The organism is Kitasatospora sp. MBT66, assembly GCF_000710405.2.
GTDB classification, from domain to species: domain Bacteria; phylum Actinomycetota; class Actinomycetes; order Streptomycetales; family Streptomycetaceae; genus Kitasatospora; species Kitasatospora purpeofusca.
The window spans coordinates 476,252-491,248 of record NZ_JAIY01000004.1; the positions used below are offsets into that span (position 1 = coordinate 476,252).

Annotated in this window: 12 protein-coding genes; 4 read left to right on the forward strand and 8 right to left on the reverse strand. The window is 75.7% G+C overall.

The window, feature by feature from the left end:
* Together BI06_RS08820 and BI06_RS08825 are read left to right on the forward strand one after the other, a co-directional pair.
* A partial coding sequence (locus BI06_RS08820; protein WP_051740529.1) for a PP2C family protein-serine/threonine phosphatase occupies positions 1-1,213 on the forward strand: 1,213 nt, incomplete at its 5' end.
* Between the two features lie 166 nt (positions 1,214-1,379).
* Complete coding sequence (locus BI06_RS08825; RefSeq protein ID WP_043467506.1) at positions 1,380-2,885, forward strand: aminopeptidase P family protein; 1,506 nt, start codon at positions 1,380-1,382, stop codon at positions 2,883-2,885.
* A 189-nt stretch (positions 2,886-3,074) separates the two neighbouring features.
* Here the strand turns inward: BI06_RS08825 and BI06_RS08830 are convergent, their stop codons facing one another.
* The 3 genes from BI06_RS08830 to BI06_RS08840 form a co-directional block, all read right to left on the reverse strand.
* Positions 3,075-4,736 carry a hypothetical protein gene (locus BI06_RS08830; protein ID WP_043466863.1) on the reverse strand — a complete coding sequence of 554 codons (1,662 nt, stop codon included), beginning with the start codon at positions 4,734-4,736 and terminating at the stop codon, positions 3,075-3,077.
* On the reverse strand, positions 4,733-5,419 hold the full coding sequence (locus BI06_RS08835; protein ID WP_233290076.1) for a SigE family RNA polymerase sigma factor: 687 nt from the start codon (positions 5,417-5,419) through the stop codon (positions 4,733-4,735). Before BI06_RS08835 ends, BI06_RS08830 begins: the two co-directional genes overlap by 4 nt.
* A gap of 284 nt (positions 5,420-5,703) precedes the next feature.
* A complete protein-coding gene (locus tag BI06_RS08840) occupies positions 5,704-7,116 on the reverse strand; it encodes a hypothetical protein (RefSeq protein ID WP_149030316.1) in 1,413 nt (470 codons plus the stop codon).
* Between the two features lie 199 nt (positions 7,117-7,315).
* On the opposite strand from BI06_RS08840, the gene BI06_RS08850 reads away from it, so the two are divergent.
* Positions 7,316-8,407, forward strand: coding sequence for a helix-turn-helix domain-containing protein (locus BI06_RS08850; protein ID WP_082558383.1), 1,092 nt, complete (start codon positions 7,316-7,318; stop codon positions 8,405-8,407).
* Between the two features lie 111 nt (positions 8,408-8,518).
* Here the strand turns inward: BI06_RS08850 and BI06_RS08855 are convergent, their stop codons facing one another.
* Positions 8,519-9,316, reverse strand: coding sequence for a MerR family transcriptional regulator (locus BI06_RS08855; RefSeq protein ID WP_051740531.1), 798 nt, complete (start codon positions 9,314-9,316; stop codon positions 8,519-8,521).
* Positions 9,317-9,501: 185 nt separating this feature from the next.
* Here BI06_RS08855 and BI06_RS08860 point away from each other — a divergent pair, with 185 nt between their 5' ends.
* Positions 9,502-10,350 (forward strand): aquaporin, encoded by an 849-nt coding sequence (locus BI06_RS08860; protein ID WP_233290077.1) that lies wholly within the window; start codon positions 9,502-9,504, stop codon positions 10,348-10,350.
* Here BI06_RS08860 and BI06_RS08865 read toward each other — a convergent pair.
* From BI06_RS08865 to BI06_RS08880, 4 genes are all read right to left on the reverse strand, one after another.
* Positions 10,347-11,576, reverse strand: a complete 1,230-nt coding sequence (locus tag BI06_RS08865) for a hypothetical protein (protein WP_233290100.1) — start codon at positions 11,574-11,576, stop codon at positions 10,347-10,349. The two genes, BI06_RS08860 and BI06_RS08865, sit on opposite strands and share 4 nt — an antisense overlap.
* A gap of 235 nt (positions 11,577-11,811) precedes the next feature.
* A complete protein-coding gene (locus BI06_RS08870) occupies positions 11,812-13,092 on the reverse strand; it encodes an LPXTG cell wall anchor domain-containing protein (protein WP_043466870.1) in 1,281 nt (426 codons plus the stop codon).
* Positions 13,093-13,377: 285 nt separating this feature from the next.
* Positions 13,378-14,388, reverse strand: a complete 1,011-nt coding sequence (locus tag BI06_RS08875) for an NAD(P)-dependent oxidoreductase (protein ID WP_304440874.1) — start codon at positions 14,386-14,388, stop codon at positions 13,378-13,380.
* A 41-nt stretch (positions 14,389-14,429) separates the two neighbouring features.
* Positions 14,430-14,843 (reverse strand): hypothetical protein, encoded by a 414-nt coding sequence (locus BI06_RS08880; RefSeq protein WP_037779198.1) that lies wholly within the window; start codon positions 14,841-14,843, stop codon positions 14,430-14,432.
* Between the last annotated feature and the right edge of the window lie 154 nt (positions 14,844-14,997).

A 14,997-nucleotide genomic window follows, 5' to 3' on the forward strand; every position in this document is an offset into this window, starting at 1 on the left:
GCCCGGCGGCGGCCCGAGCCAGCCGCTCGGGCTCGGCCTGGACCGCGCCAGCCTCGGCGCGCTGGAGACCGTCCCGGCCGACCAGAGCCTGCTCGCCCGGCTGCTGCGCGAGCACGACCGGCCCGCCGAGGTGCGCTCGCACGACCTCGCCGAGGACCCGGCGATCGGCGCCCGGCTGCGCGAACTCGCCGGGCAGCTCGGCCTCGGCGGCTGCTACGGCCTGCCGCTCGCCACCGAGGAGGACGGCCCGCTGGCCGCCGCCCTGTGGTTCTACGACGCCCCCGCCGACCCCACCGACCGCCGCCGCGAACTGGCCCGCCGCTACACCGAGGTCGCCGCGCCGCTGCTGGCCAAGCAGCTGGACGCGGAGAAGGTCCGGCGCACCACCGAGGCGCTGCGCCGCGGTCTGCTGCCCGACCGGCTCCCGCAGCCCGGCGGGCTCCGGCTGGCCGCCCGGCTCGTCCCGGCCGGACTCGACCGCTCCTGCGGCAGCGACTGGTACGACGCGATCCCGCTGCCGGACGGCACCGTCGGGCTGACCGTCGGCTCGGTCTCCGGCGACGGCCCCGGCGCCGGCCCCGGCTCCGCGCCCGGCGCGGCCGCCGCGATGGGCCGGGTCCGGGCCGCGCTGCGGGCGTACGCGGTGCTGGAGGGCGAGGACCCGGTGTCCGTCCTGGGCGACCTCGAACTGCTGCTCAAGACCACCGAGCCGACCCGCAGCGCCACCGCCGTCTACGCCTGGGTGGAGCCGGAGGAGCGCCGGGTCACCCTGGCCGGGGCCGGCCACTGCCCGCCGGTGCTGGTCACCAGGTACGGCGCCGAGTTCGTCGAGACCTCGCTCTCCGCGCCGCTCGGCATGCTCTCCTGCTGGGAGGCGCCCGGGGTCGAGTTCACCGCCGAGCGCGGGGACACCCTGATCCTCTACACCGAGGGGCTGGCCCGGCGCTTCGGCCAGACCCTGCACTCCGGACAGGCCGATCTGCGCCGGGCCGCCGCCGACGCCCCCCGGGACGTCCGGACCGACCCCGAGCGGCTCTGCGCCCACCTGCTCGCGGCCGCGGCCGAGCGGGACGCCGACCGGCGGGAGCGGGCCGACCGCCGCGCGGCGGGTCAGGACCCCGCCGACCGGGACGGCGGGGCCGCCCCCCGGCGCCCCACCGCCCAGGCCCCGGCCACCGACGACCTGATGCTGCTCGCCGCCCGCTTCGAGTGACCGCCGGGCCCTGCGGCACCGGCCCCGCGGCACCGGGGCCGGGCACGACCGGGTGAAGGCCCGAACGGGTGAGCGGCCGGGCGTCCGTACCATGGACGCACGGCCGCCCACCCGTGTCGTGATCCGACGCGCCCCGGGCGGCACCACGCGCAAGGAGGCGACGTACGTGACCGAGGACCGCACCCCGGCGGTGGCCGAGAACCCCGAGGCCATCGGCGGCGACGAGGAACCGCAGCAGTTCAAGGGCCGCAAGAACGGCCTCTACTCCGAGGTCTCCGACGAACTCGCCGCGTCGATGAAGTCCGGCTGGGCCGACACCGAGCTGCACGGCCTGACCCCGGTCCCGCAGGCCGGCTACGCCGCCGAGCGCCGTGCCGCGCTCTCCGCCGCCCACCCCGGTGTGCGCCTGGTCGTCCCGGCCGGCACCCTCAAGATCCGCTCCAACGACACCGACTACGGCTTCCGCGCTTCCAGCGAGTACGTGCACCTCACCGGTGACCGCACCGAGGACGGCGTCCTGGTCGCCGAGCCCACCGGCGCCACCGGCCACGACTTCGTGCTCTACCTGCTGCCCCGCTCCGACCGCGAGAACGGCGAGTTCTGGCTCGACGGCTACGGCGAGCTGTGGGTCGGCCGCCGGCACAGCCTCACCGAGCAGGAGCAGCTGCTCGGCCTGCCGGTCCGCGACGTCCGCAAGGCCGCCGACGAGCTGGCCGACCGCGCCGCCGACGGCGTGCCGACCCGGATCGTGCGCGGCTACGACGCCGGCCTGGAGGCCGCGCTCGCCGATGTGCTGGACGCCGACCAGGACGCCGGGTTCAAGGAGTTCCTGAGCGGTCTGCGGCTGGTCAAGGACGAGTGGGAGATCGGCGAGCTGCGCGCCGCCTGCGCCGCCACCGTCAACGGCTTCACCGACTGCGTGCGCGAGCTGGGCCAGGCCGTCGCCACCTCCGAGCGCTGGATCGAGGGCACCTTCTGGCGCCGCGCCCGCGTCGAGGGCAACGACGTCGGCTACGGCTCGATCTGCGCCGCCGGCGCGCACGCCACCACCCTGCACTGGGTGCGCAACGACGGCGAGGTCCGCCCCGGCGAGCTGCTGCTGCTGGACGCCGGCGTGGAGACGGAGACCCTCTACACCGCCGACGTCACCCGCACCCTGCCGATCAACGGGCGCTTCGACGAGCTCCAGCGGAAGATCTACGACGCGGTCTACGACGCCCAGGAGGCCGGGATCGCGGCCGTGAAGCCCGGCGCCCGCTTCCGCGACTTCCACGACGCCTCGCAGCGGGTGCTCGCCGAGCGGCTGCTCGCCTGGGGCCTGCTGGACGCCTCGGTGTACGACGTCGAGAAGGTCCTGGAGCTCGGCCTGCAGCGCCGCTGGACCCTGCACGGCACCGGCCACATGCTCGGCCTGGACGTCCACGACTGCGCCCACTCGCGCACCGAGGAGCACGTCGACGCGCTGCTGGTGCCGGGCATGGTGCTCACCGTCGAGCCCGGCCTCTACTTCCAGCAGGACGACCTGACCGTCCCCGAGGAGTACCGCGGCATCGGCGTCCGGATCGAGGACGACATCCTGGTCACCGCCGACGGCAACGAGAACCTCTCGGCCGGCCTGCCGCGCCGCTCCGAGGACGTCGAGGCGTGGATGGCCTCGTTCAACCAGGGCTGACGAACCCGGGCTCACCAACAGGGCCCACCAGCAGGGTCCACGAACGTCGCTCCGGGGCGGATGCGCCCCGGAGCGACCCGGCCCGTCTGCGGTCCGGCCCGTCTGCGGTCCGGCCCCCGAGCAGTGGGGCCGGAGCGCCGACGGGCCTCGTCACAGGTCGGCGGCCGCCGGCCGGGCGGCCCGGGGCGGTCAGGAGTCGGCCGCCGCCGCGAACCTCGGCCGGATCAGGATCGGCGCCGCGTCCCGGCCGTCGCCCCTGGCCCCCACGACCACCGCGAAGTCCGCGTTGGGCTTCCAGTCCTCCGGGACGCTGACCTGGAACTCCAGGTACTTCGACTCGTGCGGACGCATCAGCCGCTCCAGCAGCGAGGTGTCGACCACCAGCTGCCCGTTGCCGTCCGGCGCCACCGGCAGCCGGCGGACCCCGGCGCCGGCGCCGTACCTGGTCTCGACGACCGCTTTGGCCGCGTCCGCACCGGTCAGCACCAGGGTGGGCACCACCGAGGCCAGCGGCGCCGCCCCGGGATTGCTGATGGTGATCGCGAACGAGCTGGGCCGCCCGGCGATCACCCCGTCGCTCGCCGCGTAGTTGAGTCTCAGCTCGGGCGCCGTCCGGCTGGCCGCCGGGGCGCTCGTCAGCAGCAGGGGCGCCAGCGCCGAACCCTCCTCGAACCGCTCCGGTGTGCTCGGCAGCACCGCCAGGGCCTCGATCAGCAGCGTCCCCTCCGCGCTGTCGATCGAGGGGTCCAGCCGGTAGCGGAGCGTCCGGGCGGCCCCCGGGGCGAGCGCGAACGCGGCCGCGTCGCCCGAGGCCAGATAGGCGCCCGAACCCACGGTCAGCGGGACGTCCGTCCAGCCGCCGCCCTCCTCCTCGCGCTGGAGCCGGCCGCGCACCGACCGGCCGGAGCGGACGGCGCCGGTGAGCGTCCGGACCGAGACCACCGGGGCCACCGCGTCGTACAGCCGCTGGGTGGTGTTGCGCCAGGTCACCGAGAAGGTCGTCGGGCCGGCGCCGACGATCGCCTCCGTCCCCGTCAGACCGTCGAAGCTCAGCGCGACGCCGCCGCCCTGGCGGACCGTGCCCGAGGGCGCGGGCACCACCGGGGGCGGTGGGGCGGACTGCGCTCCGGCCGCCGGGCCGCCGGGCGACGGGGAGGACGCTCCCGCCCCGGCCCCCGGCGGTGCGTCGGTCTCCCCCTCCTGGCCGGGCAGCACCGGCCCGGTCCCGGTCCCGGTTCCGGTGCCCGGGGCGGTGGCCGACGGACCTCCGGTCGTCCCCGGGGCCGCTTCCCCGACCGGGCGGGCCGGGTCGTCGGCGGGCGGTGCGGGGAAGCCGCTCGGGGTCGCCCCGTCGGCGCCCCGGGTCGGCACCGGGCCGTCGCTCATCGTCGCCGCCGGCGCGTCGTCGCCCTTGTCGGCGAGGATGTCGCTGGGGACGGTGAGCACGCCGACGATCATGGCCGCGGCGAGTCCCATCAGAGGCAGACCCACCAGGTAGGCGGGCCGCCTGCGGTTGCGGGGCCCCTTCGGCGGGTCGGCCGGGCGCAGGTCCTGGGCGGTGATCCGGGCGGCGCGGGCCGCCAGTGCCTCCCGGAGCAGCCGCTCCATCGGCGACTCCCCGCCGACCGGGGTGGTGACGCCGGTACCGGCGCCGCCCGCCGCGGCCCGGTTGCCGCGCGGGCCGTCCCGGTCGGGGCGCTTGGCCTCGGGGCGCTCGGCCTCGGGACGCTGCGGGTCGGGGCGCTCGGCATCGGGACGCTGCGGGTCGGGACGCTGCGGGTCGGGACGCTGGGGGCCGGCAGCCTCGCCGTCCGGCTCGTGGTCGGGCGTGGGACGCCGGTCGTCGCTCATCGGGCGTCCCCCAGCTTCCGCTCCAGGGCGTCCAGGGCCCGGCTGGCGGTGGACTTCACGGTGCCGCGCGACACCGCGAGGATCTCGGCGATCTCCGACTCCGACAGGTCGGACCAGTAGCGCAGCACCAGCACCTCGCGCTGGCGCGCGGTCAGCTCCTGCATGGCCACCAGCACCCGCCGGTGCTCGTCGTGGAGGACGGCGTGGTCCTCCGCCGAGGGCGCGTCCGCCTCGTGCGGCGGCACGTACTCGCGGGCCGTGCGGCGGCGGCGCAGCACCGAGCGCGCGCCGTTGACCACGGCCGTACGCAGGTAGGCCAGCGCGTTGTCGAGGTCGTCGAGCTCGTCGCCGTGCCGTTGGTACAGCTTGGCGAAAGCTTCCTGCACGACGTCCTCGGCCTGGTCCTGATGGTCGACCAGCAGGACGGCGAGCCGGACCAGGCTCAGCCGGTGGGTGAGGTAGAGCTCGGTCAGCGTCGGCCCGGCCTCGCGGGTCCGGCCGCCACCGGCCAGCAGCCGGAACCCGGCCCGGCGCTGGCCGGCCGTCTGCGCGGCGACCGGGACGTCGAGAAGCTCCCCCGCGCCCTGCGTCTCCCGGGCGCCGAACAGCAGCGCCAGCAGTCGGCGGAGGCCGAACCGCCGCTCCTGGGCGGCCTGGGCGGACCGCCCGATGGCCATGGACATCCGTCTTCGCTTTCCCCCCGACCGCGGCCCGGCTCCCGCCGGTGCGTCAGGACATCGTCATTGGATGGCGGGCCCGGTCGGACGAGCGGGCCCGCCGGGCAGGTCGTGACGGACCGGGCGCACCGCGCACCGGCCGGGTGCGTGACCGGTCACTCGTCGGACCGGCAGGTGCCGGACCGGGCAGGTGCCGGACCGGGCAGGTGCCGGACCGGGCGGGTGCCGCCCCTGGTACGCCGGCTCGCCGGGTCGTGCGCCGGATCGCCGGTGCGCGGCCCGGGCGCGGCCTAGGAGGTCGCCTTCGGCGTGTCGTCCGCCATCCAGGTGATCCGCGGCCGCGCCTTCTGGGTCGGGAGGGAGCCGCCGTCGACCGTCCCGCCGACCGTGAACTCCAGCCCGCTGCCGGCGTTCCAGCCCTTCGGCAGGTTGAACCGGAACGGGTAGACGACCGTCTCGCCCGGCACCAGCACCCGGGTCAGCCCGGCGGTGTCCAGCCGGACCTGGCCGTCGGCGTCGAGCGCGCCCGAGAGGCGGCGCCACTCGCCGTCCACCAGCACCTCGGCGGAGAGGTCGCCCGGCACCAGGCCGTGCGTGGTGTTCCGGCCGAGCGGGTCGGCCACCCTGACCGCCGGGGACACGGTGTGGTTGCCGGTGGCGTCCAGGTTGGCCAGCTCCACCCGCAGCTCGGAGGGGATCCGGCCGACGGTCATGTCGGTCGCCTTCGTCGCCGTGAACCGGATCGGCTGCCCCGTCGTCACGTTCATCCGCGCCTGGGTGCCGCCGACCGACACCGCCTTGGCGCCGCGCCCGACATAGGCGTCGGCCTGGATCGGCAGCCGGCCCGACATGCTGTCGGCCCCCAGGGTCAGGCGGTAGCGGACGGCCCGGCTCTCGCCCGGGTCGAGCGCGAACGCCCCCTGCTGGGGCCCGCTGTCCACGCCCTTCTGGTCCGGCTTGACCTCTCGCCACTCGTCGATGTCCTTGCGGTCCAGCGTGCCCTTGGCCGTCGCGCCGAGCCGCGCCACGGCGGCCGGGTAGTCGAACGGGAGCACCCGGACCACCGGGACGATCTCGTCGAAGCGCCGGTCGGTGGCGTTGCTCCAGGTCACCTCGAACTCGAAGTAGCTGCCGCCGCCGCGGATCTCCCAGGCTCCGCTGAGCGAGCGGATCGCGACGTCCACCCGCTCGCCGACCGCGGAGGGCGGCTCCTCCGGCCAGTCCGGGGCGGTGCCGGTCGCGGGGGCCGGACCGCCGCTCGGGGCGGTGACCGGGGCGGGGCCCGAGGGCCGGGCGGTCCCGGCGGGCACGGGCACGCCCTTGGCGGGCTCGGCCGGCTTCGCCACCGCGGACGCCGGACCGCTCGCGGACGTCGGAGCGCTCGCGGTGGTCGGGGTGGTCGGGGCGGCCGCGCCCGGCACGGACCCCGTCGGTACGGCCGAGGTGCCGCCCACCGGGCCCGGCGTCCCGGCCGCAGTGCTCGCCCCCGGTGCCGTCGCCGTGGGCGACGTCCCCTCCGGGACGGACCGGGCGTCGGCCACCGGTTCGACGAGGGCCACGCCCGAGGGTGCCGGAGCCGCGGACCGGGCCGGCCGGGCGCCCGCGCCCGCCTCGGCCGGAAGCAGCGCGTAGCCGGCCGCGCCGGCCACGACGGCCGCCAGCGGAACGGTCCTGACGAGACGCCGGACAGTGGACGGACGCATGGTGGGTTCCCCGTGGTAGTCGGACTCGGCCAGTGAGCGAGACCCGGCACCGGTGCGGTCATGCCCGCGCCGGATCGGCCCTCACCCTCTCAGACGCCCATCCTCCCCAGGAGTTGTGGGTGGTTCGAAGGAAATTTCGAACTGGCCGGAACAGCTACACTCACCGGCATTCCGCCACCACCCGTCAGTAGGGGGTCCCATGGCCGAGCAGCACTCGACCGGTCCGACGACCGCCGCCGCCGTCGATGCCGCCAATGCCGCTGTTCCCGTCACCGGCCCGGTCGCCGTCAGCATCGGTCGGCGGCCGGAGCCGGTGCACGAGGTCGCCGTCTACGCCTTCGACGGCATGACCCCGTTCGAGCTCGGCGTCGTGGTCGAGGTGTTCGGCCTGGCCCGGCCCGAGCTGAGCGGACTGCTGGCCGCCCCCTGGTACGGGCTGCGGGTGTGCGCCGACCGCCCCGGCGCACCGCTCCGCTCGGTCGGCGGCTTCACCCTCACCGCCGAACACGGCCTCGACGACCTCGCCGCCGCCGACACCGTGGTGGTCCCCGGCGTGCCGAACGCCTTCGGCGGGGTGGTCTCCCCCGCCCTGGTCGAGGCGCTGCGCGCCGCGCACGAGCGCGGCGCCCGGATCGTCTCGATCTGCTCCGGGGCCTTCGCCCTGGCCGCCGCCGGCCTGCTCGACGGCCAGGAGGCCACCACCCACTGGCGGTACGCCGAACTGCTGCGGCAGCGCCACCCGGCCGTCCGGGTCAACCCGGACGTGCTCTACGTGGACAACGGATCGGTGCTGACCAGCGCCGGCAGCGCGGCCGGGATCGACCTCTGCCTGCACCTGGTCCGGCGCGACCACGGCGCCAAGGTCGCCAACAGCGTGGCCCGCCGCTTCGTCGTGCCGCCGCACCGGGACGGCGGCCAGGCCCAGTTCATCGAGGCCGCCGTCCGGCCGGTCGAGGAGGAGGACGACGGCGTCGCCCGCTCGATGCAGTGGGCGCTGGACCACCTGGCGGACCCGCTCACGGTCACCGGACTGGCCCGGGCCGCCCGGATGTCCGACCGCTCCTACCTGCGGCACTTCACCGCCCGCAACGGCACCAGCCCGATGCGCTGGGTGATCAGCCAGCGCGTCGCGGCCAGCCTGCCGCTGCTGGAGGCGCCCGACGGCACCGTCGAGGAGATCGCCGGCGCCGTGGGGTTCGAGAGCGCCGCGACCTTCCGGCACCACTTCGGGCGCGTCATGCGCACCTCCCCGACGGCCTACCGGCGCTCCTTCGGCCGCGGCGTGGCGTGACCCCGAGGACGTGGCGTGACCCCGGGGGCGCGGCGTCGCTCCGGGGCGTCGCTCCGGGGCGTGGCGCGCCCCCGCGGCGCAGCGCCGCACGACAGCGGGCCCGACCCGGTGTCAGCCCTGCCCGTCCGTGCGGAAGGCCGCGTTGGCGAGCATGGCGTCGTGCAGCCACTGGGCCAGGCCCGGGGCGAGCTGCTCGTAGACCGCGGTGAACCGCGGGTCGGCGACGTACATCCCGGCGAGACCGCGGTGGATCTCGTAGGTGCAGTCGTAGAAGTTGTCGCGGATGTGCTGCCGGTGCGCCTCGGCGAGGTCCATCGCCGGGCCGCCGTCGGCGGGCTCGCCGGCGGTGAACACCTCGGCCAGACGGGCGTTGAGCGCGTCCGCCTCGGCCTTGATCCGCTGCCAGTCGGCCTTGTCGTAGCCGCCGGTACGGCGCTGGGACTCCGCCCAGGCCGGCGTGTCGCCCCAGCGCTGCTCGGCCTCGCCCTCCCACTCCTCGCGGTAGTGCTCGCCGAAGAGCTCGAACTTCTCCTCCGGGGTCAGCTGAATACCCATCTTCTCTGCCTCCATGGCGTGTTCGACGGCCACGGCCAGTTTCTGGAGGTGCGCGATGCGGTCGGTCAGCAACCGGTGCTGACGCCGCAGGTGCTCGCTCGGGCTCACCGAGTCGTCGTCCAGAACAGCCGCGATCTCTTCCAGGGGGAACCCGAGTTCACGGTAGAACAGGATCCGCTGCAGCCGGCCGAGGTCGGCCTCGTCGTAGCGGCGGTAGCCGGCCGGCGTGCGGCCCCTGGGGGACAGCAGGCCGATCTCGTCGTAGTGGTGCAGGGTCCGGACGGTCACCTTGGCGATCCGCGCCACCGCGCCGACCGTGCGGCCGGTGCGGCCGTCCTCGTCTCCGCTGATCATCGGGGTACTCCCTTCCTGCTGACCACGACCCTGCCTCCTCCCGTTGCGTGAGGGTCAAGTCGTAGGGGCCGGGTCCAGTGTCGGGTGCCGGTGGAGAAGTCTCCGATCCGGCCGGGCCCGGCGGGCACCGGTTTGTGGGGTCCGGCCAATTGCCGGGACGGACGGACGGCCACCAGCATGTGCGCGTGACCACGCCCGTACCGCCCGGAACGCCACTGCCGAAGCCGACGCCGCCGACCGACTCCCTGCCCGCCGCCGTCCTGCCGGCCGCCACGACCGTCCCGGCCTCCGTGCCCGAACCGACCGCCGCGCCGCCGCCGCCGCTGGGCCGCCGGCTGGCGGCGGAGCTGGTCGGCACCGCGCTGCTGGCCGCCGCCGTGGTCGGCTCCGGCCGACAGGCGGACGCCCTCACCTCGGACGCCGGGCTGCGCTTCCTGGCGAACGTCGGCGCCTCGGCGGCGGCCCTGACGGTGCTGATCACCCTGTTCGGCCCGGTCTCCGGCGGGCACCTCAACCCGCTGATCACCGCGGGCGCCTGGTGGACCGGCCGGGGCACCCCCGCCGGGCTGCCGCTGCGCGAGGCGGTCGGGTACGCCGCCGCGCAGACGGTCGGCGCGGTGGCGGGCACCGGACTGGCCGACGCGATGTTCGGGCACCCCGTGTTCCGGCTGTCGGCGGTGTCGCGCGGGAGCGGCGCGCTGTGGCTCGCCGAGGCGGTGGCCACCGGGACGCTGCTGCTGGTGGTGACCGGGGCGACGGCCGCCGGGCGGGGGCGGCTGGTCCCGGCACTGGTCGGCCTCTGGGTGGTCGTGGCCTGCTGGGCGACCTCCTCGGGCGGCTTCGCCAATCCGGCCGTGACGCTGGGCCGGGCGCTCACCGACGGCTGGATCGGGATCACGCCCGGCTCGGTCCCCGGCTTCGTCCTCGCCCAGTGCGCGGGGGCGGCGGCCGGACTCGGCCTGGCGGCGCTGCTGTTCGACGGCCGGGAGCGCGCTCACCCCGGCGTCCGCCCGGGGCCGTCCGACAAGCGCTAGGAGGACTGGACGGTCGCGCGCTGCCTGGGCGCCGAGGGACGCCGGCCGGTCCGCCGCCGTCCCGTGCGCTGCTGCGGGAGACCGCCTTCGGGACCGCCTTCGGGACCGCCCTCCGGACCGCCCCGGCCGGGGGGACGGCGGCCGGAGCCGCGCCGCCGCTGGGCCGGCAGGAGCAGCACGCACCCCGCCGAGACCACCACGAAGGCGAGCCGGACCAGTCCGCGCGCCGGGTCGGACGGCAGGAACAGCGTGCCCCCGTACAGCGCGACCAGCGCGATCCAGCTCCACCACGGCACCAGCCGCCGCTGCCCGACGGTGTCCCAGAGCAGCGTGCCGAGCATGATCGACGCCGTGTAGTAGGTGTAGACGCTCGGGTCGAGCAGGATCCGGGCGTCCGCCCCGAGCAGGACGACGGCCGGCCAGCGGCCGCGCCACACCGCCAGGCTGCCCAGGCCCAGGCCGAGGGCGAACTGCGCCGGGCGGTCCCACCAGGGCGTCGTCGGATCGGTCACCCCGAACCAGCGCAGCGCCGAGGCGGTCTGGTTGGGGATGGTGAACTTCGCGGCCGCCATGGTGTCCAGGTCGCCCAGGTAGAACGGCAGCCAGGCGACCGCGACCAGCCCGGCGAACCAGAGGCCCGTCCGCAGCCACCTGGCCCTGGGCAGGGCGAGGATCAGCGGCGCGAACGCCAGCGCCCACGGTTTGGAGTCCACCGCCAGCGCCAGGTACACGGCGACCGCGGTCGCCCGGCCCCGGCTGAGTTCGTGCGCGGCGAGGGTGGTGAAGAACAGCGCCAGCACGTCGTCCAGGTGCGCGAAGCGGACCGACACCTCGACCCACATCGGGATGAACGCGAGGCCCGCGACCAGCAGCCGCTGCTGGAGCCGGCGGTGGTTGGTACCGGTGCCCAGGTGGTACTGGGCGGCCGTGCGGCCCACCAGGACCAGCATCGCCAGCCCGAGGCCGGACATCACCGCCTCGGCCAGCACCTCGCCGGAATGCCCCGGGAACGGCGCGAAGAGCCGGGCCACGGCCAGGCTGACCGGACCGATCTGCAGTTCGGGGTGGTGGGCGTAGAGGGAGAGACCGCCGTCCGACCGGTCGCTGAAGAGCAGTTCCTCGCCCTGGCGCAGGTAGTGCCAGGAGAAGCCGCCGCTCGGTTCGACCAGCAGGAACCAGAGCACCGTCCAGGCCAGCAGCAGGACATGGTGTCTGCGCACCGGCAGGCCCGCGATCCGGCCGGTGGCCGCCTCGTAGTCGGTCCAGGCCCGTCCCGGCCGACCCGACCGCTCCCGGCGCCCCGCGCCCGTTCCACGCACCCCAGTACCTCGTCCGCCGTGCCGCCCCCTCGGCCGGTCATCCTAGGCGACCGAACGGAACCGCCCGTGCCCCCGGGTACGGGAGCACGGGCGGTTCCGTGTCAGGCGGTGTGCCTCGGCGTGGTGCCGGGACGGTCCGGGCTCAGCCCTGCTGCGCGGTGCGGCGGCGGCGGAGCACGACCAGGGTGCCGACACCGGCCGCGAGGACGGCGCCGCCCGCGATCGCGATGGCGGTGGTGTCGTCACCGCCACCCGTGGTGGCGAGCGCCTTGTCCGCGTTGGACTTGGCCTTGGTGACGGCCGCCGGGGTGATCGGCAGCGGCTTGATCTTCGGCACGCTCACCGGGAAGTCGATCGACCCGGCGGTGTCGTCCTGGGTCGGCGCGGGGCTCGACGGGGCGGCGGTCGCGGGCGCGCTCGGGGAGGTGCTCCCGCTCGGCGTCGCGGTGGTGCTCGCCGAGGGCGAGGCCGAGGTCGACGGGGTGGCGGTCGTCGACGGGGTGGCCGTCGTCGACGGGGTCGCCGTGGTGGACGGGGTGGCGGTCGTCGACGGCGTGGCCGTCGTGGAAGGCGTGGCCGTCGTGGAAGGCGTGGCGGTGGTCGACGGGGTCGCCGTCGTGCTCGGGGTGTGGCTCGGGGTCGTCGAGGCGGTCGGCGACGGCGAGGTGCTGGTGCTCGGGCTGCCGGTCGGCTTCACCGTCGGGCTCGTGCTGGGCGTGGTCGGCTTGGCCGTCGACGGCGTGGCGGTCGGGCTCGGCTTGCCCGGGCCCTCGGCCACGATCTTGAAGCGCTTGCCGCGGATGCCGTCGCAGCTGAACTCGGCCTCGCCGATCGGGTTCTTGCCCTCGGCCTCGGCGGAGAAGACCACCGGCACCACGCCGGCGTTGCCGCGCGGCGCGTCCTTGGCCACGGTGACGCGGACGGCGACCGTCAGGCTGCTGCCCTTGGTGACGGCCAGCAGCGAGTCCTCGAAGTCCGGGTTGCCGTCGCCCTGGAGCTTGGCGAGCAGGAACAGCACGCCGTCGTCGTCGGACTCGGCGCCCGGCGCGGCCCCGGCCGGGTGCCAGGCCTTGGTCTTGTCCAGCGCCTCGGGCAGCTGGTACTCGACCTTCAGGTCCTTCGCCTCCAGGGTGTCCTGGGCGTTCTTGAACTTGAGCAGCGGGTAGAAGACGAAGTCCGTCTTCGTGTTGTTGTCGATCGTGAAGCTGAACTGCTTGGACTCGCCGCCGGCGACGAAGGTGCCCGGCACCCCGTCCAGCGACAGGTCGAGCTGGCGGTGGGCGGCCTTGTCGGCCTGCGGCGCGGCGGCCGAGGGCGCGCCGGTGGCGGCGGCGACGGCGCCCTGGGCGCCGGTGAGGGCCATCGAGGCGGCGAGCGCGGCGGCGCCGGCCAGGGCCAGACTGCGAGGTATGGAGATGGACAAGGGAAACCTCACGGGAGTGTCCGGGCGCGGCCCGGGAGCGCGGGTGGACCCGGTGGTTTTCCGAGCCGCGATCCTCCCGCGAAGCTGAAAGTCCGACGGAGACTACCGAAGGCCCCCGCTGTGCCGGAAGGTGGGTGCCGGTTTGGAACGGCACCCGGTCGTTTTCTGTCCGGTTGGCCCAACTCTGCACCTAAAAGGGCCTTTTGCCGTGCGCCGTCGGAGCGTGACGGGTGCTTGGTACACGGTGGGGAGAAGGTGCCGCCGCACGGGGCGCCCGGCCCGCCGCTACGCGGGGAGCCCGGCCCGCCGGCGCGCGACCGCCGCGACCGCCGCCCAGTCCTTCTCGCCGTCCCCGTGCGCGAGCGCGTCCAGGAACGCGTCCCGCAGCACACTGCCGAACGGCAGCGGCACCCGGGCCGAGGCCCCGGCGGTGAGCGCGAGGTCGACGTCCTTGAGTCCCAGCGGAAGCTTGAACCCGGCGGGCTCGTAACGGCGTTCGGCGACCATCGCGCCGTACCCGGAGTAGACCGGGCCCGGGAAGAGCGTGCCGCTGAGCATCTCGATCAGGTCGGTCGGCCGGACCCCGTTGGCCTCGGCCAGGCTGCACGCCTCAGCCATCGACTCGATCGCGCAGGCCAGCAGGAAGTTGGTGCTGATCTTGGCGGTGTTGGCCTGGGCCGGGCGCTCGCCGAAGTGCCAGACGCGCCGGCCCATCGCGGCGAGCAGCGGTTCGGCCGCCGCCAGCGTCGCGGGGGCACCGGCGGCCAGGATGTTGAGCTCCCCGGCGGCGGCCACCGGCGGACGGCCGAGCACCGGCGCGGCGAGGTACCCGATGCCGTGCTCGGTGTGCAGGGCCTCGGCCCGCTCGGCCAGGCCGACCGAGACGGAGGCCATGTTGATGTGCAGGGTGGCCGCGGCGTCCGCCAGCAGGACCGGGTCGAGCAGCAGCCGTTCGACGGCGTCGTCGTTGGCGAGCATCGAGACGACCGCATCGGCCGCGAAGACGTCGGCGAGCCCCTCGGCCGCCTCGGCGCCCAGGGCGACCATCTCGGCCACCGGCTCGGGCGAGCGGTTCCACACCCGGACGGTGTACCCGGCCCGCAGCAGGCTGCCGGCCATGCCCCGGCCCATCGCGCCCAGTCCGACGAAGCCGACCGTCGTCCCGCTCATCGCACACTCCCGCTGTCGCCCGGCGGACGGACCGGTCGTCCGACCACGAGCAACCGACTGTACGTCAGCCCGTCGGTCCGACGACCGAGCGATCCGGCGCGCGGGGGGACGGAGGCACGGCGGCACGGTTGGGCGGGCGGACGGGCCGTCGGGCTTGCCGAGGACGGTCAGGCGGCCGCCGCGCGGTGGCCGTCCGCCGCCCCGGCCTCCAGCCGCGCGGCCACCCGGTGGCGCAGCAGCTGGTACTGGACCTGGAGCCGGCCCGGACGCTGCGGGCGGGCGACCGGGCGGCCGGGGCCGACCTCCTCGTCCGGGCCGAAGCGGGAACGGGTCATGTCGACCTCGGCGCCGGCGGCGGACCGGTTCCACCAGTGCAGGTCCGTGCGGACCCCGCCGACGTACACCTCGCCCATCATCAGCTCGCCGCCCAGCAGGTCGTGCACCACCAGGGCGGTCGCCCGGCACTGGCCGTGGGCGGGATTGTCGGGACGCCAGTGGGCCTGGTCCTCGGGCGCGCAGGTGTCGACACCCCAGGAGGAGCGGATCGCACGTTCGATGTCGTTGAGGGTCCACGCCGTCATAGCGGGAAGCCTGCCACGCGGCACCGACAGCGGCAGCGGCTTTTCGGCCAAAGTGCCCGTGTTCTGCGACGACCCGGGTGACCTTCACCCGTACGGGGAGCCCGCGGGCACCGGCCGGGAGGCCGTTCCGGGGCAACCGCCGCGACGACCGCCG

Coding starts and splice junctions, on each gene's coding strand:
- BI06_RS08840 (WP_149030316.1), bottom strand. CDS start 7,116: ATGCGTCCGTCCACTGTCCGGCGTCTCGTCAGGACCGTTCCGCTGGCG.
- BI06_RS08830 (WP_043466863.1), bottom strand. CDS start 4,736: ATGAGCGACGACCGGCGTCCCACGCCCGACCACGAGCCGGACGGCGAG.
- BI06_RS08855 (WP_051740531.1), bottom strand. CDS start 9,316: ATGATCAGCGGAGACGAGGACGGCCGCACCGGCCGCACGGTCGGCGCG.
- BI06_RS08880 (WP_037779198.1), bottom strand. CDS start 14,843: ATGACGGCGTGGACCCTCAACGACATCGAACGTGCGATCCGCTCCTCC.
- BI06_RS08850 (WP_082558383.1), top strand. CDS start 7,316: ATGGCCGAGCAGCACTCGACCGGTCCGACGACCGCCGCCGCCGTCGAT.
- BI06_RS08835 (WP_233290076.1), bottom strand. CDS start 5,419: ATGTCCATGGCCATCGGGCGGTCCGCCCAGGCCGCCCAGGAGCGGCGG.